Here is a 17206-nt window from a genome sequence, read left to right as displayed (position 1 = left end):
ATTGCTGTGGCGGCGAACGCTTCTGGGTTCGTCATCGGCGGTAGTCGCATTCGGGCCGGTAGGGAGTGGTGTGGGTAACTTTCGGTAGGTGAGCCGACGGAATTTCTGCTGGTAGTAGACCTGGGGTGAGAGGCTGAGAAGTTGAGAGGGTTTCTTTGCATTGGTCGTAGCCGCTGGTTTGCAACTTACTCGGCGGTAGATACACTCTCGGACGTTCGACCATTTCGAGAGGCGGGTCACGTCCGATGAAGTACGCGTTACGCGCCACAGTTGCCGCCGTCGCGGCCGCGGTGACCGTCCCCTTCTTCGCTGTTCCGGCGCACGCCGGACCCGTCGCGACCGGCCCGGACGGTGGCGCCGCGGGTGCCGGGTGGACCGCCGCCGAGGATGGGCCCCAGCAGTATCCGAATATTCACATCGATTGGGATGTGCCCATCACGATGAGTGACGGCACGGTGCTGAAGGGCAATGTCTACCGGCCGGCGGATACCGCCAGCCGTCCGGTCGACACCCGCACGCCCGTGGTCGTGAACATGACCCCGTACACGAAACTGGTGTCGAATCTGGCCGACCACGCCAATTCCATTCCGGGGCTGTCGGACGGACTGCTGAATCTGCTGCGCCAGATCGATCTCGGCGGCACTCCGCTGTCCGGCGTCACCGATCTGACCAAGGCGTTCGGCGGCGGTGAACTCCGCAACTTCGCCATCGACCGGCAGTTGATCAAGAGTGGTTACACCCAGGTCGTGGTGGATGTTCGCGGTACCGGCTTCTCCCAGGGGGAATGGGACATGCTGCGGCAGCGGGAACAACAGGATACCGTCGAGGTGATCGATTGGGCCGCACGGCAATCGTGGTCCGACGGCAAGGTCGGTATGAACGGCCTGTCCTATTCGGGCATCAATCAGGTGCAGGCCGCGGAGAAGGCGCCGCCGGCGCTGAAGGCGATCTTCCCGGTCGTCCCGGGCAGCGATCTCGTCGACGATGTGCTCGCCCCGGGCGGCGGATTCGGATTCAACTTCATTCCGTTGTGGCTGACCGCGATCAACAGCTTGAAATGGGTTCCGGATGTGCAGTCGATCCTGACCGGGAAATTCGACAACACCTGGCTCAGCGACCGCATCAGTGATCCGTACACCTATATGGATGTGCTGCTGAACGCCTACACCAATACGGATATGGCCACTCTCGATCCGCGCGTGAAGGGCATGTTGAACGACATGTCCTCCGAACGGCAGGCGTGGCTGGGCGATCCGAGCCGGATTCAGGTGCCGACCTTCGTCACCGGTGGCTGGCACGATCTTTTCACCTACTCGGAATCCAAGATCTACAACGAGATTCCGTTGCCGCCCGGACAGAAGCAGCTGTTCATGGGCAACACCTACCACCTCAATTCGGGGAACGAATACGGTGCACCGGGACTGCCGCCGCGGCTGGATGTACTACAGCGCGCGTGGTTCGACAAGTGGCTCAAGGGAATCGACAACGGCATCGACACCTACGGCCCGGTGACATTGCGCCAGCAGGGTGGCGGCTGGATCACCCAGGGCGGATTCGGGCCGTCGGCCCCCGCCGAGGAGGCGGCTCGTTATCGGCGGATGTATCTGTCGGGCGATCGCAGCGGCACCGCGGGCAGCGTCCACGACGGTTCGCTCACCGGTGAATTCACCGGTGCGCCGGCCAGTTTGACGGTTGCCCCCGGTCTGACCACGTTGTGCTCCAACGATGCCGCGCAGGCCACCGCGGGTGTGCTGGCGGTGCTGGACGGTTGTGCCAAGGATTCCCGGATCGCGGAGACCGGCGCGCTCACCTTCACCAGCGCGCCGGTCGTGGGCGAGACCACCATCTCGGGTCCGATCGCGGTGCGGCTCAACACCGTTCAGGACGCGGCCGACGGGTACTGGACCGTGACCGTGAACGATGTCGCGCCCGACGGGCGATCGACGGTGCTGTCCTCCGGCCAGCTGATGGCGTCGTTGCGGGAGGTCGACGAGGCCAACAGCAGTCGTTCGGACAGCGGCGATTACACCGATCCGCGGGCCTACACCTCGCTGGACAAGCGGCAGCCGACGGTGCCGGGTGAGGCGACCGAACTGAACATCGCCCTGTCCGCCACCCAGGCGGTGCTGGCGCCGGGGCATCGGCTGCGCGTCGACGTGTTCGCCGGTAACTTCCCCAAGGGGCTGCCGATCATGCCGATGCTCATCGATACCGGTCTGAAGCCGGAACATCTGCAACTCGATCCGAATGCCCCCAGTTTCGTGAACATTCCGGTCAAGGGGGACTCGGGCTGGTGAACCCGTAGGGCTCACCGACTGTCCCGGATACGCACAACGGCGTGTGTATCCGGGACTCTTCACGGTGTGGCGCCGGGCGATATAGTCGTCACAGCGTCACTGGGAGGGGAGCTGATTCGGGTGGGTGGATTCTTCGGTGCGACAATGGCTTTCCCGACCGTGCTGTTCACGCTGGGTGTGATCTGGGTGCTGATCTACTGGTTTCTCGTGCTCGTCGGCCGGGTCGAGCCGGATATGAACGGCCCCAAGCGAGATCCGCGGGTGGGAAACAAGTTCCGCGATATTCCGCCGGCCGTCGTGTTCACATCGCTGGCGGCGCAGGCCTGGTTCTGGACTCTGCTCGCGCGCGCGATGTTCGATTGGGACGGCTACAGCGTGATGCGGGTGTTCTTCGACGGCATATTCGTGGCGGTGATCGCACTGTGCCTGGCGTATGTGGGCACCATTCCGGTGGTCTTCGTATTCCGCCGGGTTCGCAGCGCGTGGGACTGAGGCGAACGTCACAGTTCGTCGGCGGGGGGACGCGCCGCTGCCCCGAGCCGACACGCCGAGGCGATCCAGCCACGCCGCGCCGAGACGCCGGATGTGTGGCGCCGTCACGAAATATGGGGGTGAGCGGCCGATTCGGCGGCCGAAACCCGCCGTTCAGGGCTAATCCTCGCCTCGGCCAACTTTGCGTGAACAGGTGGCCAACGATCGCGTAATCGGCCGTGACCTGCACGAAACTTCGTCAACCCGGGTTTGGTGTGCGTGTGTGCGACCGTACGATTCCATATGTGAGCGTTCCCCAGGCCGTGCTGTTGGCAGTACTCGCGGCCGTAGTCGGTCTGGCTGTCGGCGGCTTGGTCATTCCGTATGTGAACGCCCGGCAGGCTCAGCGGCGCGCGGCCGAATCGGGCATGACGATGTCTCAGGTATTGGATCTGATCGTGCTCGCGTCGGAAAGCGGTATCGCCGTCGTCGACGAATATCGTGATGTGGTGCTGGTCAATCCGCGAGCCGAGGAATTGGGGCTGGTACGTAATCGGCTGCTCGATGAGCGCGCCTGGGTGGCCGTCGAGAAGGTCATCGCCACCGGCGAGGATGTCGAATTCGATCAGACCCTGAAAAACCCGCTGCCGGGTCGCAGTTCCATCGCGGTGCGCGGAGTGGCGCGGTCGTTGTCCCGCGGAAATTCCAATTTCGTCGTGTTGTTCGCCGACGACGACTCCGAACAGGCCCGGATGGAGGCCACCCGCCGCGATTTCGTCGCCAATGTCAGCCATGAGCTCAAGACTCCGGTCGGTGCGATGAGCCTGCTTGCCGAGGCGATGCTGGAATCCGCCGACGATCCGGATTCGGTGCGCCATTTCGGGCAGCGGCTGGTGACCGAATCCGATCGGATGGGCAAGATGGTCACCGAGCTGATCGCGCTGTCGCGACTGCAGGGCGCGGAGAAACTGCCACAACTCGAGGCCGTGGATGTGGACACCGTGGTGCACGCCGCGCTGGAACGGTCCCGCACTGCCGCCGAGGCGGCCGGGATCACCGTCAGCACCGACGTCAACAGCGGACTCGAAATCCTCGGGGACGAAACGCTGCTGGTGACGGCGCTGTCGAATCTGGTCGAGAACGCCATCAACTATTCGCCCAAGGGTTCGCACGTCTCGGTGAGCCGGTCGCTGCGCAACGGGCACGTGAACATCGCGGTCACCGATCGCGGTATCGGAATAGCCAAGGAAGATCAGGAGCGGGTCTTCGAACGATTCTTCCGCGCGGACAAGGCGCGCTCGCGCGCCACCGGCGGAACCGGACTGGGGCTGGCCATCGTCAAACATGTGGCGGCCAACCACAACGGTGAGATCACGCTGTGGAGCAAACTGGGGACCGGCTCCACGTTCACCCTGCGCATTCCCGCCTGCCGAACGGGCAATCAGAATTCCGCCGAGCAGGCGGAGTGGAAGAATCCCACCGCAAACGGGGTGGGCAAGAACGACGAAGGTTCGCGCCGGCGGACCGGACAAAACGGTGTGGAGGCAACCCGATGACCAGTGTGTTGATCGTCGAGGACGAGGAGTCGCTGGCCGATCCGCTCGCGTTCCTGCTGCGCAAGGAGGGCTTCGAGGTCACGGTCGTGGGCGACGGGCCATCCGCGCTGTCGGAATTCGATCGCTCCGGCGCCGACATCGTCCTGCTGGATCTGATGCTGCCCGGAATGAGCGGCACCGATGTGTGCAAGCAGCTGCGTACCCGCAGCAGTGTGCCGGTGATCATGGTGACGGCCCGCGACAGCGAGATCGACAAGGTGGTCGGCCTGGAACTGGGAGCCGACGACTATGTCACCAAGCCCTATTCCTCGCGTGAGTTGATCGCTCGTATCCGTGCCGTACTGCGGCGCGGTGCCGGTGAGGAGATGGACGGGTCCAGCGACAGCGGTGTTCTCGAGGCCGGCCCGGTGCGAATGGATGTGGATCGGCACACCGTGCAGGTCAACGGAAAATCGGTGACGTTGCCGCTGAAGGAATTCGATCTGCTCGAATATCTGCTGCGCAACTCCGGCCGGGTGCTGACCCGCGGCCAGCTGATCGACCGCGTCTGGGGCGCCGATTACGTCGGTGACACCAAGACCCTCGACGTGCACGTCAAGCGGCTGCGGTCGAAGATCGAGTCCGATCCGGCCAAGCCGGAACATCTTGTCACCGTCCGTGGGCTGGGCTACAAGCTCGAGGCCTGAGCGACACGAGCACGAAGAAAGCCGCGCGGCCGGTCCGGTCGCGCGGCTTTCGCTGTCGAAGACGCCTGGTGACAGACCGGGCTAAACGAGATGCACCCAGGCGGTGCCGATCTGCGGCACGTCCTGCTTCTGCAACTGGAACCAGCCGAAGTCGTCCTTCTGCCAGCAATCGTCGAGCGGCGTGGTGTTGTCCCGGCAGGCGATCGGCCTGGACGTGCCGTAGGGGCTGACGACGACCTGCTTGCCGTTCTGCTGCGCCTGCAGCGCCGCCGGGTCGTTGTACGCGACGAAGTTGTCGTTCTGCAGCGAGTAGTGGGCGGGGTCGGCGGTGGGGTCGGCGTGCACGGCCGGAGCCAGCGCCAGGGCCGCGCCGGCGGCGAGAACTGCAGTAACCACGAATTTCCTCATCATGTCCAAATACCTATCACGAGGACGTGACGCGCGCATGGCCGGCCGATGACCGTACAGGGGTGCTTCACAATTCTCGTGACGATTTCGTGGTCGAAAGATATGCGCCGAATGCCGCCGCGGATTCGGTGAGTGCTGCCCGTACCGCGGCGTCGGTGACCGCTCCGTCGGCCCCGACCATACTGGCCTGCACCGTAATTCGCCGGCACGCCGATTCGATTTCCGTCGCACCCACATATCCGAGGACCGTGCGCAGCGATGTAACTGCTCCTTCACCACGTCCGGGTGCTGCCACCGAAATCCAGGCGACCGGTTTCTCGTGCAGGTCGGCGGTGCCGACCGTCCACTCCAGAAGATTCTTCAGGGCACCCGGGATCAGGCCCGCATATTCGGGCGAGCAGAAGACCACGCCATCGGCGGCGGCTATTTGCCGGCGCAGCGCGGAGACCGCCGGCGGTGACTGTTCATCGCCCGGGACGAAGGCGGGGATATCGACCAGATCGGTGAACAGTTCGGTCGTGATATCCGGTGCGGCGATTTCGGCGAATGTGCGCAGTGCGGCGGTATTGGTGGATCCCGGCCGAGTGCTTCCGGAAATCAACAGAATTCGAGTGCTGCCCATACGGGTACGAAATGCCTTGGCGGATCAGATATTCCCGCACCGATCGGTGTCGGCCTTCGCGCGCGCGGCGGTCGTGGCCGGATGTACCGCGATCAGTCCCAGCCCTTCACGGCGCCGGCAGTGCCGGGCCAGTTCGTCGTAGGCCGGTTGCCCGATCAGCTCGATCAGCTCGGGCGCGTAGGACTGCCAGACCGGTCGGCTGCCGGTATGAGCATCGGGCGAACCCGAGCAGTACCAGTTCAGGTCCAGGCCACCGGGACCCCAACCGCGACGGTCGTATTCGGTGATGGTGGTGCGCAGGATCTGCTCGCCGTCGGGGCGGTCGACCCAGTCCTGAGTGCGGCGGATCGGCAGCTGCCAGCAGACCTCGGGTTTCACCGTCAACGGTTCCACCCCCGTGCGCAGGGCCATGGTGTGCAGGGCGCAGCCGATACCGCCGGCGAAACCCGGACGATTCAGGAAGATGCACGCACCCTCGTGGCGGCGGGTGCGGATGGCGGGCTCGCCGTCGAGGTCGTCTTCCTCGAGATACAGCTTCTTGCGGACCTTCCCGTCGGTGTCGCGGGCCTCGTCCATCAGCTGCCAGTCCTGCGGCGTGAGCTGCTTGACGGCCTTCTGCAGCTTCTTGCGATCGTCGTCGTCGCAGAGGAAGGCGCCGTGCGAGCAGCAGCCGTCGTCGGGGCGGCCCTCGATGATGCCCTGGCAGGCCGGTGTGCCGAAGACGCAGGTCCAGCTCGACAGCAGCCAGGTGAGATCGACTGCTATCAGATGCTCGTCGTTTGCCGGATCCACGAACTCGATCCACTCGCGCGGGAAGTCGAGATCGACCTCCGGCGCCGGATCGATCTTCGCTGCTGGTCGTAGCCCGCCGGACGGTTCGTTCGGCGAGACGGGTGCGTGCGCGGATGCTCCTGCGGTCACATCGCCAGACGCTAACAGCAACCCCGCTGCGCTCCCAGTCCCGGCCCCGCCGCGGGGTGGAGTTCCGGTTCGTCCTCCGGACCCGGCGCCGACCCCGGTACCGTGTTCATGTGCGGCTCGGTGTGCTCGATGTGGGAAGTAATACCGTCCACCTGCTCGTGGTGGACGCGCATCGGGGTGGACACCCGATGCCGATGAGCTCTACCAAGGCCACGCTGCGGCTGTCGGAGAACATGGACGACGCGGGATGCATCACCCCCGAGGGCTCGGCCAAGCTCACCAAGACGATCTCCGAATTCGGCAGTATCGCAAAGACTTCCGGTTGTGTGCAGTTGATGGCGTTCGCGACCTCCGCGCTGCGGGAGGCGGCCAACTCCGATGCGGTGCTGGCCGACATCCGGGCGCGCACCGGGGTGAACCTGCAGGTGCTGGCCGGCGTCGACGAAGCCCGGCTGACCTTCCTCGCGGTGCGGCGGTGGTATGGCTGGAGTGCGGGGCGCATCCTCAACCTCGATATCGGCGGCGGTTCGCTCGAGATGAGCAACGGCTGCGACGAGGCGCCCGACGCGGCATTGTCACTGCAACTGGGCGCAGGCCGGTTGACCCGGGACTGGCTGCACGACGATCCACCGGGTAAGCGCAAGGTGGCGGTGCTGCGCGACTGGCTGGACGCCGAACTGGTGATCCCCGCCAAACAGCTGCTCGAGGTCGGCCGTCCCGATCTGGCCGTCGGCACATCCAAGACATTCCGCTCGCTGGCCCGGCTCACCGGCGCCGCCCCTTCGGCCGCGGGCCCGCGCGCGCGGCGTACCCTCACCAGTTCCGGTTTGCGTCAGCTGATCGCCTTCATCTCCCGGATGACTGCCGCCGACCGAGCGGAATTGGAAGGTGTCAGCTCCGATCGGTCCCAGCAGTTGGTGGCCGGCGCACTGGTAGCGGAGGCGAGTATGCGGGCGTTGTCGCTGGACACCCTCGAGATCTGCCCATGGGCGCTGCGCGAGGGACTGATTCTGCGCAAACTGGATACCGACCTGGGCAGCGATTCAGGTACGGGTACTTCTCGGCCCATCGGTGTGCCGGGCCCGACCGAAACCGTGACGCGATGATCGCTGCGGAACCGGTCATGTCGGAAAGGATCCAGCATGAGTGAGGATTCGACGCAGTTGTCGGTCGCCGAACTGCTGGCGCGCAACGGCCAGGGGGTTCCCTCCTCCGGCGGTGGGCGCCGGCGTCGTGGCGGACGCGGCATCGCGGTCACCGATCTCACCGGTGACATCCCCGAGGTCCGGGAGGGTTCTTCACACGCCGCTCCCGACGCCGAGCCGGCGCCGGAACAGATGCCCGACTTCCAGCTCTCCGCGCCCGGATACGACAACCAATCACCGGTGTCGGGCCCGATCAGCTACTACGATCCGCTCGCGGGGGAGCAGCCGAGCAGCACCCCCTCCTGGCAGCAGCCGAATTCGTTCCAGCCCTCCGCATTCGAACCGGCGCCCGACCCCGGTTATCGATCCGCACCCGATTTCGGGGGATTCGGCTCGACGCCGGACGCCTACGGCGCGCCCGCCGAATCGACCGGGCACTACGCGCCCGAGAGCCCCGGATTCGCTCCCGATGCCCCGCCCGCGCCGTCGGGACGCCGCGCCCGGCGCGAGTTGCGGGAGGCACTGAACGGACACGAGGCCGCCCCGTTCGCGCCGGAACAGCCGGCCGACACCAACCGCCCCGGGCGCCGTCACCGGCCCGACCCCGATGAGCGCCACACCATGGTGGTGCCGCCGTTCTCCGGTGCGCCGCAGGCCGATCCGGTGGCCGCGCCCTGGGAGCCCGCACCCGAGCCCGAGGCGGGCCCACGCGAATTCGGTGCTCCGGACATCCCGGCACCGGGTGGCCGAGGTGGCGCGCCGGGGCGCAACGGTGCGGAGGCGCCGCGTGGCCTGCCGGCGTGGTCGGCGCGGCGGCGGGCACCCGCTCCCGCCCCGCCCCCGCGTGATTTCAATCAGCCCGGATTCCCCGGGCCCGAATACGGCCAGCAGAATTTCGCGCAGCCGGATTTCGGTGGTCCCGAATACGGCGCGCCCGGTGTCGATGGTCGTGCCGGCGAGCAGCAGGAGGACCGGTCCGCGGGGTGGTCGCTGGCCGGCCGGGATGCGCAACTGCTGTCGGGCGAGACCGTTGCCGGCGATCTGCTGCGCGATGCCAACGAGCGCGGCGGCGACGGGCGGCGCAATCGCGGTCCACGGCGCGGAGTGATCGATCTACTCGATCCCGCGGAGGCCGCCACCGAGTTCTACGAGCCGCTCGAACCCGAACTCGATGACGACATCGACGACGAGTACGACGACGAACTGCTCGACGACGAGGATGAACAACCCTCACGATGGAAGCGTCCGGCCGGGCTCCGGATGCCCTCGCTGCCGGCCGTGTCGTCGCTGTCGCTGCGGGTCGCGGGCGGCGACACCAACCGCAAGCAGTGGCTGGTTCTCGGCGGGCAAGCTGTCGGTGCGGCAGTCGCGGGTATGTTGCTGTTCAAGGGATTCGAGCAGATCTGGGACACCATGCCTTTCGTCGCGCTGATCCTGGCGATGGTCGTCATCCTCGGTCTGGTGGCGCTGGTCCGAGTGCTGCGCCGCACCGACGACATCCTCAGCACGGTGATCGCCGTCGTCGTGGGCATCTTCGTGACGCTCGGACCGCTAGCCTTCCTTCTCAGCACGAACTGAGCAGGGAGCGGCAGTGGGGCACAGCGGTCAGGTGGATACCACCGTCCAGGTGGGATTGTCGACGGCGTCGGTCTATCCGGAGAACACCGAGGCGGCGTTCCGTTATGCCGCCGAACTCGGTTACGACGGTGTGGAACTGATGGTCTGGGCCGAACCCGCCAGTCAGAGCATCGCCACCGTCCAGGCCTATGCGCGCCGCTACGAGGTGCCGGTGCTGGCGGTGCACGCGCCGTGCCTACTGATCTCCCAGCGCGTCTGGGGCTCCGATCCGATCGGGAAGCTCGAACGCAGCGTGCACACCGCGGAAGCTCTCGGCGCCGCCACGGTGGTGGTCCATCCGCCGTTCCGCTGGCAACGCCGCTATGCCGACGGATTCGCCGCGCAGGTCGCCGAACTGGAAGAGGGCAGTCCGGTCGCGGTCGCGGTGGAGAACATGTTCCCGATGCGGGCGGATACGTTGTTCGGCCGCCGCGAGGGTTCGGTGCGCCGGCTGGAACGCCGTGGTGGACCGGGCCTTTCGGTCACCGCGTTCAGCCCCTCCTACGATCCGACCGACACCGGATTCCGGCACTACACCCTGGACCTGTCCCATACCGCCACCGCCGGTATGGACCCGCTGATCCTCGCCGATCGCATGGGCAGCGGCCTGACCCACCTGCACCTGGCCGACGGCCGCGGCGCCGCACACGACGAACACCTGGTTCCCGGCGATGGCGCGCAGCCGTGTGTGGAAGTGTGTGAATCATTGGTGCGCAACGGCTTCAGCGGACATGCGGTGATCGAGGTGAACACCCAGAACGCCCGGACGGCCGGTGACCGGGCCACGATGCTGAAGCGTTCGCTGGAATTCGCTCGGACACATCTGAACCACCGGGCGCCGGCGCCGAATCCGGAACCCTCCGGGGCGCGGTGAGTTCTCTGCCTCCGCTTCGCTCCGGCGGGTGCACCGTCTCGTGGGTGTCGGCCTTGCTGGCGTGGTAACCGCCAGTCCCGGTTCGGGCATCTCGACCAGGTCCCACATCTCCTCGGAGGACGAGTTCGGCGAGTGACGGCCGAGGTCGGCGCTTCGGGTGCTGTCGCTCGGGTACGGGCGCCGAGATGATCGGCTGTGCGTGACGCGGGGGTGCAACGTGTCTCACAGTCGGTAGGGAATCTCCCGGCCATCGGGCAGACTTGTACGCCGTACGAGGCATGGGGTGGGCCTTTCGCACAATGATCGACGGGAGCGGCGGGTGACGGAACTGACCATCGAGGCGGCGCGGCCTGATGTGGACGATGCGCCCTTCAGCCGGGTCTGCGCGATGACCGAAGTGGCGGCCGGTGACGGTGTCGTCCGCTATCGGGGAGTGATCGATCCGGTGTGGACGATCGGGCCGAAGGTGCACGGCGGAACCATGGTGGCCGGTTCGGCCGCCGCGGCGACGACTCGGCTGCGCGCGGCTCATCCCGAACTCGCCGAGATGTTCGCGATCGCCGCCAGCACCGATTTCCTCGGCGCACCCGATCCGGGTGAGGTCGAGTACGAGGTGCGGATCCGTAAGACGGGCCGCCAGATCTGTCTGGTCGACACCGATCTCGTGCAGGCGGGCCGCACGCTCGTGCACACCGCATTCACCTTCGGCCATCTCGACGACGCCGAGCCCGCGTATCGCCGCGAGAGTGTGACCGACATGGCGCCCGAGCCGCCGGCCGACGCGCAGACCTACGAGCCCGATTCGACGATGGGCCGGATGGTGAACGTCGCGCAGGGCGCTTCGGTCGCCATCGACACGTCGTGGGCGCGCTTCCTGTCCGGTGAACGGGGCGAGCCGCGGCTGCGGCTGTGGATCCGGCCGCGCGCCGCCGACGGTCGCGATCCCGATGTCGCCGCCTACTTCGCCATGATGGCCGGCGACATGAGCCCGCCGGTGCCGATGAACATGGGCCGCTTCGGCTGGGCCCCGACCGTCCAGCTCACCACCTACCTGCGGCGTCGGCCGGCCCCGGGCTGGCTGCGGGTGATCGCGACCGCCCAGGAGATCGGTGAGCGGATGTTCGACGAGGATCAGCTGGTGCTCGACAGCACCGGTGCCGTGGTGGCCCAGACGCGTCAGCTGGCACTGATTCCGCTGCCTCGCTGAGCCGGCCCCGCCGCCCATACCGCCGCACCGACCGCGGCTCGGCACGGATAGCCTTGGCCCTCATGACGAGAATTGCGGTGATCGGTGGCGGACGGATCGGTGAGGCGTTGATTGCCGGCCTGCTCGAGGCCGGGCGGCCTGCCAAGGATCTGGTCGTGGTCGAGGCTGTCGCGCCGCGTGCGGAGGTACTACGGGAGCGATTCGGCATCCGGGTCACCGACAGCCTGTCCGAAGCGTCGACCGGAGCCGATGTGCTGGTGGTCGCGGTCAAACCACACGATGTGGACGCGGTGCTGAGCGAACTCGGCAAACTCGAACTCGACAGCGACCGCGATCAGATCCTGGTCTCGCTGGCCGCGGGCATCCCGACCGCCCGGGTGGAGGCGAAGTTGCCGGCCGGATTCCCGGTGGTGCGAGTCATGCCGAACACCCCGATGCTGGTCGGCCAGGGCATGAGCGCGATCGCGGCCGGGCGCTACGCCAAGGCCGCGGAGCTGGAGACCGTGGCGGAACTGCTGGGCGCGGTCGGCAAGGTCGTGACCGTCAGCGAGACCCAGATGGATGCGGTCACCGCGGTCTCGGGCTCGGGACCGGCCTACTTCTTCCTCATCGTCGAGGCGATGGTGGAGGCGGGTGTGGGCCTGGGCCTGACCCGTGATGTGGCCACCGGACTGGTGGTGCAGACCATGCTCGGTTCGGCGGCGCTGCTCGAGGAGTCCGGACAGGACGCCGCCGAGTTGCGGGCCGCGGTGACCTCTCCCGCGGGTACCACGGCCGCGGCGGTACGGGAACTCGAGCGCGGTGGTGTGCGCTCGGCCTTCTGGGAAGCGCTGCACGCCGCGAAGCGCCGTTCGGTCGAACAGGGTGCGACCGGCGAGTAACCGTCGCATGGCGACCTGATGTCGCTCGGCGTGTGACGTGACATCCGCCGGTGACACTGCTATTTCTCCCACCCGTCGCAGCAATCCCACTGGTCCCGCTAAGCTCAGGGGAGCACGTGCGTGTCTGTTCCGCCGGTGGGGAAGCTGGCGGCGCGGACGTGCCGGAGGTCAGTGGTGCAATGATGTCTGGAAACAGCTCTGCGAGTTCCGGTCCCGTCATCGGTGGAGGAGGGACGCAGTTCCTCACCGTCGCCGAGGTGGCGAATCTGATGCGGGTTTCCAAGATGACGGTGTATCGGCTGGTTCATTCGGGAGAACTACCCGCGGTGAGAGTCGGCAGATCGTTCCGGGTGCACGCGAAGGCGGTGCACGACTATCTGCAGACGTCGTATTTCGACGCCGGCTAGCAGATGTGAGAACCGGTTCGGAAGTGGCCGATGTCGTCGATCCGCGGCGGTGACGAGCCGGGCACCACAGGTGCCCGTTTCGTTCGCCGTGGGTTGGCCCGGTACGATGAACCACCGTTGTGTTACCGGCTGCCGATGCTGTGTCAGCTCGGCAGCTGAACACTGGTTGCCTGGCGGCCGCCGAGCGAACCGGAAGATGGGCGTACGTAACCGTCGTGCGTGCCGAGGGTAGAGAGAGAACGCGAGGAACAACCCTATGGGTTCTGTGATCAAGAAGCGCCGTAAGCGGATGTCGAAGAAGAAGCACCGCAAGCTGCTTCGTCGTACGCGTGTGCAGCGTCGCAAACTCGGCAAGTAGGCCTCAGCGCTGAAACAAACTGAATGCCCGTCATCGAGTTCGGTGGCGGGCATTCAGTGTTTCCGGTGATTGAAGTCATCGTTAGAAGCTGGTAAATACCGGCGGCGGCCCCGGTGACAGCCGCTACTCTGGAACCGGAACAAGCCAAGCAGGGGTGCACAGGTGGGATTCGGCGTGAGCACGAATTTGCGAGACGGGCACACGGCTGGCCGTGACGATCAGCCGCCCAAAGTAGTACTGGTCACCGGCGCGAGCCGCTTCTTCGGCGGCAACATCGTGACCCGGCTGGTGGCCGATCCGGCCGTGGAGCGGGTGATCGCGCTCGATGCCCGGATGCCCAGCCGTGATCTGCTGCGCCGTATGGGGCGCGCCGAATTCGTTCGCGCCGATATCCGAAATCCGTTGATCCGCAAGGTTATCGATGGTAACGAGGTCGATACCGTGGTGCATCCGGCGGTGTTGTCCCGCCCGCCTGCCCGTGGCGGTCGCGCCGCGATGAAGGATTACAACGTTTTCGGTGCCATGCAACTGATGGCGGTGTGCCAGAAGTCGCCCAGCGTGCGCCGCGTCGTGGTTCGCTCCTCCTCCGCGGTCTACGGTTGCGGGCCGAAGGATCCGGCGAAATTCACCGAGGAGATGAGTGCGCGCACGCCGCCGCACGGCTGGTTCGCACGCGACATGGTCGAGGTCGAGGGATTCGCCCGCGGTATGGCGCGCCGGCGTCCGGATATCGCTGCGGCAATTCTCCGATTTCCGCCGATTGTCGGGTCTCGGCTGGCGAGCCGGGGATTGCAATATTTCCGTTCTCCGATAACGCCGTCGATTTTCGGCCGTGACCCGCGCATGCAGTTGCTGCACGAAGAGGATGCGATCGCGGCCTTGGCCCATGCCGCGCGGTCGGCACCCGGTGGCACTTTCAATGTCGCCGGAGACGGGACGCTGGCGCTGTCTCAGGCAATCCGACGCGCCGGTCGCATCGAATTACCAGTGCCGATGAGTATTTTCCAAACGGTGGGCCGGTCGTTCATGGGCCCGGTGATGCGGGAGTTCACCACCGAACAGATCGACTACTTCCACTTCGGCTGTGGATTGGACACCACGAGAATGCGTACCGAACTCGGCTTCGCACCGGGCTGGACGACGGTGCAGGCGTTCGACGACTTCATCGGGGGCGCAGCGTTGCGGCCCGTTATCGATCCGCGGTGGATCGACGCCGCAGAAACCAGACTCCTCGGCCTCGTCGGGGCCGGGACGGGAGCACATCGATGAACGACGTGGCCAAAGTCATCCATCTGCACGAGACGGATTTCGAATCCCGGCCGCGACCGGCAGGACGCCGGTGGTCCGGGCAGCCGGGGCTGGAGCCGGTCACCTCGCTGACCGAGCGGCTGGCCGAATCCACCTCGTCGCCCTCGCTGGGCAACCTGGTCCGGGGCGCGGTCGCCGGCGGAATTCGCGGTACCGCCAATTTCGCCCGCCGCCGGCTCACCGGTGACTATCGGGTCGATGAATTCGGCCTGGACGAACATCTGCTCGAATCGGTCCTGCTGCCGGCCCTGCGCCCGCTGTCGGACCTGTGGTTCCGGGTGGAGGTCAACGGCATCGAGAACCTGCCCGCCACGGGTGGTGCCCTGGTGGTGTCCAACCATGCCGGTGTGGTGCCGCTGGACGCGCTGATGCTGCAGCTGGCGGTGCACGACCGGCATCCGGCGCACCGTGTGCTGCGATTGCTGGCGGCCGATCTTGTCTTCGAACTTCCGGTCGTCGGCGGCCTCGCCCGCAAGGCCGGGCACACGCTCGCCTGTCCGGCCGATGCCGAGCGGCTGCTGCGGTCGGGCGCGGTCGCCGGGGTGTTTCCCGAGGGTTTCAAGGGCATCGGCAAGCCGTACGCCGAGCGGTACAAGTTGCAGCGCTTCGGCCGCGGCGGATTCGTCGCGGCAGCGGTGAAGACCGGGGTTCCGATCATTCCGTGCTCGATCGTCGGATCCGAGGAGATCTACCCCAAACTCGCCGACGTCAAGCCGCTGGCACGCCTGCTCGGGCTGCCGTATTTCCCGGTCACCCCGCTGTTCCCGCATCTGGGTCCGCTGGGTGCGGTGCCGCTGCCCTCGAAGTGGACGATCGAATTCGGCACTCCCATTTCGACCGATGGATATCCGGCCGAGGCCGCCGACGATCCGATGACCATGTTCGAGGTCACCGACGAGGTTCGCGAGACCATTCAGCAGACGCTGTACAAATTGCTGACCAAGCGCCGTAACCCGTTCACCGGCTAGCGCGTTCCGAGCCGGGTGTCGCCGGTCGATCCGACCGGCGCCACCCGGTTGCTCAGCTGTGCTGTTCGCGCTTGCGGGTCAGGATCGCGGCGGCGGCGCCACCCGCGGCACCCAGCGCCAGCGCGGTCGGCACACCGATCTTGGCGGCCTTGCGTCCGGTGCGGAAGTCGCGGATCTCCCACCCGCGGTTCTTGGCGACCTCGCGCAGGTCCGAATCTGGATTGATCGCTACCGCGGTACCGGCCAGCGAGAGCATCGGCACATCGTTGTGGCTGTCGGAATAGGCCGTGCAGCGCTTCAGATTGAGCCCCTCCCGAATGGCGAGTGTGCGTACCGCGTGTGCTTTACCGAGGCCGTGCAGAATATCGCCGACCAGTCGCCCGGTGAAGACACCGTCCACACTTTCGGCGACCGTGCCCAGCGCGCCGGTCAGACCCAGTCGTTTCGCGATGACCTGGGCCAGTTCGACCGGTGTGGCGGTGACCAGCCAGACCTGCTGACCGGCATCCAGATGCATTTGCGCCAGTGCCCGGGTGCCGGGCCAGATCTTGTCGGCGATGATTTCGTCGTAAATTTCCTCGCCGAGGGCGGCCAGTTCGGCCGTGGAACGACCGGCGATGAATGACAGCGCCTTTTCCTTGCCGCTGGCCATATCGCCCTGGCTTTCTTTACCGGTGACCCGGAATTTCACCTGTTTCCAGGCCATATCGGCGAGATCCGACGTCTTGAAGTATTTTCGCGCCGCCAAACCGCGCGCGAAGTGCACGATCGATGCGCCCTGCACCATCGTGTTGTCCACATCGAAGAATGCGGCCGCGGTCAGATCCCGGGGCGGCCGCGCATGGGGCGGTAATTCCGAATCCGATTCGGCCGCATCGGATTCCGCCAATTCCGCATCGTGCAATGCGAGGGCGGCGTCCGCGCTGGCCTCACCGGCCAGATTGGCCCGGACCTCCTCCTCGCTGGGGCCGAACGGGCTGCGCGCGATCCGTGTGAGCTGGTCCGACAGCCCCTGCCCCCAGCGCGCCGGGAATTCGCCGAACCTGCCCGCGATGAAACCCGTCCTCGCATCTTTCGATCGTTCCGGCACCAGTACCTCCGCCTGTCCGCGCGAACACCCCAACATTAGCCGAGTGAAGCGTTGTCCCGATGGCTGCTCAGCGATGTGTGCTCAGCGACTCAAATCGGCGCGCAGCCGTGGTTCGTCGACGTCGAAGTAACTGTGTTCGCGGCCGTCGAGCAATACCACCGGCAACCGGTCGCCGAACTCGGCACGCAGCGCGGGGTCGGTGGCCGCGGCCTGGTCGACATCGACGGTGTCCGGTTCGAGGTCGAAGTCCGCGCAGATACCGCGTAACTGCGTGAGCGCGACGGTGCACATACCGCAGCCCTCGCGGGTCAGCAAAGTGACCGAATGTGTGGCAGTACTCATATCGCCATTAAATGCCACCGCACCGACAGCGCCGTCGATACCCGGTCG

18 protein-coding genes are annotated in these 17206 nt (G+C 66.3%); 13 read left to right on the top strand and 5 right to left on the bottom strand.

Annotated elements, in window-relative coordinates:
• Positions 1-245 precede the first annotated feature (245 nt).
• The 4 genes from AB0L57_RS26750 (at position 246) to AB0L57_RS26735 (ending at position 5010) form a co-directional block, all read left to right on the top strand.
• Positions 246-2297: a CocE/NonD family hydrolase gene (locus AB0L57_RS26750; RefSeq protein ID WP_364967547.1), complete on the top strand. Its 2052-nt coding sequence runs from the start codon at positions 246-248 to the stop codon at positions 2295-2297.
• A gap of 144 nt (positions 2298-2441) precedes the next feature.
• A complete protein-coding gene (locus tag AB0L57_RS26745; RefSeq protein WP_364967544.1) occupies positions 2442-2789 on the top strand; it encodes a hypothetical protein in 348 nt (115 codons plus the stop codon).
• 284 nt (positions 2790-3073) lie between these two features.
• Entirely contained in the window at positions 3074-4324 is a 1251-nt protein-coding gene (locus AB0L57_RS26740; RefSeq protein WP_364967543.1) for an ATP-binding protein, read from the top strand.
• Complete coding sequence (locus tag AB0L57_RS26735) at positions 4321-5010, top strand: response regulator transcription factor (RefSeq protein WP_364967541.1); 690 nt, start codon at positions 4321-4323, stop codon at positions 5008-5010. The genes AB0L57_RS26740 and AB0L57_RS26735 overlap by 4 nt, the downstream gene beginning before the upstream one ends.
• 81 nt (positions 5011-5091) lie before the next feature.
• Here AB0L57_RS26735 and AB0L57_RS26730 read toward each other — a convergent pair whose 3' ends face one another.
• The 3 genes from AB0L57_RS26730 to AB0L57_RS26720 form a co-directional block, all read right to left on the bottom strand.
• Entirely contained in the window at positions 5092-5406 is a 315-nt protein-coding gene (locus tag AB0L57_RS26730) for a hypothetical protein (RefSeq protein ID WP_364967538.1), read from the bottom strand.
• Between the two features lie 79 nt (positions 5407-5485).
• A complete protein-coding gene (locus AB0L57_RS26725; RefSeq protein ID WP_364967536.1) occupies positions 5486-6040 on the bottom strand; it encodes an NAD(P)H-dependent oxidoreductase in 555 nt (184 codons plus the stop codon).
• A gap of 24 nt (positions 6041-6064) precedes the next feature.
• Positions 6065-6886 (bottom strand): hypothetical protein, encoded by an 822-nt coding sequence (locus tag AB0L57_RS26720; RefSeq protein ID WP_364967708.1) that lies wholly within the window; start codon positions 6884-6886, stop codon positions 6065-6067.
• A 185-nt stretch (positions 6887-7071) separates the two neighbouring features.
• On the opposite strand from AB0L57_RS26720, the gene AB0L57_RS26715 reads away from it, so the two are divergent.
• The 9 genes from AB0L57_RS26715 (at position 7072) to AB0L57_RS26675 (ending at position 15726) form a co-directional block, all read left to right on the top strand.
• Entirely contained in the window at positions 7072-8067 is a 996-nt protein-coding gene (locus tag AB0L57_RS26715) for a Ppx/GppA phosphatase family protein (protein ID WP_364967534.1), read from the top strand.
• Between the two features lie 36 nt (positions 8068-8103).
• A complete protein-coding gene (locus tag AB0L57_RS26710; RefSeq protein WP_364967532.1) occupies positions 8104-9684 on the top strand; it encodes a hypothetical protein in 1581 nt (526 codons plus the stop codon).
• Between the two features lie 49 nt (positions 9685-9733).
• Positions 9734-10597: a sugar phosphate isomerase/epimerase gene (locus tag AB0L57_RS26705; protein ID WP_364967705.1), complete on the top strand. Its 864-nt coding sequence runs from the start codon at positions 9734-9736 to the stop codon at positions 10595-10597.
• Positions 10598-10985: 388 nt separating this feature from the next.
• Complete coding sequence (locus AB0L57_RS26700) at positions 10986-11804, top strand: thioesterase family protein (protein ID WP_364967702.1); 819 nt, start codon at positions 10986-10988, stop codon at positions 11802-11804.
• 62 nt (positions 11805-11866) lie between these two features.
• On the top strand, positions 11867-12685 hold the full coding sequence (gene proC / locus AB0L57_RS26695; protein ID WP_364967529.1) for a pyrroline-5-carboxylate reductase: 819 nt from the start codon (positions 11867-11869) through the stop codon (positions 12683-12685).
• Between the two features lie 182 nt (positions 12686-12867).
• The gene (locus AB0L57_RS26690) at positions 12868-13092 is read left to right on the top strand and encodes a helix-turn-helix domain-containing protein (protein WP_364967527.1); all 225 of its coding nucleotides are present in this window, start codon (positions 12868-12870) and stop codon (positions 13090-13092) included.
• Between the two features lie 256 nt (positions 13093-13348).
• Positions 13349-13450: an AURKAIP1/COX24 domain-containing protein gene (locus AB0L57_RS26685; RefSeq protein WP_003402602.1), complete on the top strand. Its 102-nt coding sequence runs from the start codon at positions 13349-13351 to the stop codon at positions 13448-13450.
• A 174-nt stretch (positions 13451-13624) separates the two neighbouring features.
• Entirely contained in the window at positions 13625-14719 is a 1095-nt protein-coding gene (locus tag AB0L57_RS26680) for an NAD-dependent epimerase/dehydratase family protein (RefSeq protein WP_364967525.1), read from the top strand.
• Positions 14716-15726, top strand: coding sequence for a lysophospholipid acyltransferase family protein (locus AB0L57_RS26675; RefSeq protein ID WP_364967522.1), 1011 nt, complete (start codon positions 14716-14718; stop codon positions 15724-15726). The genes AB0L57_RS26680 and AB0L57_RS26675 overlap by 4 nt, the downstream gene beginning before the upstream one ends.
• 52 nt (positions 15727-15778) lie before the next feature.
• On the opposite strand, the gene AB0L57_RS26670 is transcribed toward AB0L57_RS26675, so the two are convergent.
• Both AB0L57_RS26670 and AB0L57_RS26665 read right to left on the bottom strand, forming a co-directional pair.
• Positions 15779-16852: an HAD-IB family hydrolase gene (locus AB0L57_RS26670; RefSeq protein ID WP_364967519.1), complete on the bottom strand. Its 1074-nt coding sequence runs from the start codon at positions 16850-16852 to the stop codon at positions 15779-15781.
• A gap of 45 nt (positions 16853-16897) precedes the next feature.
• Positions 16898-17158, bottom strand: coding sequence for a glutaredoxin family protein (locus AB0L57_RS26665; protein ID WP_364967517.1), 261 nt, complete (start codon positions 17156-17158; stop codon positions 16898-16900).
• Positions 17159-17206 lie beyond the last annotated feature (48 nt).

The organism is Nocardia sp. NPDC052254 (genome assembly GCF_040679495.1).
Classification (GTDB): Bacteria; Actinomycetota; Actinomycetes; order Mycobacteriales; family Mycobacteriaceae; genus Nocardia.
The sequence above is the reverse complement of the archived record's forward strand: the minus strand, read 5'-3'. Positions and strand labels throughout refer to the sequence as shown.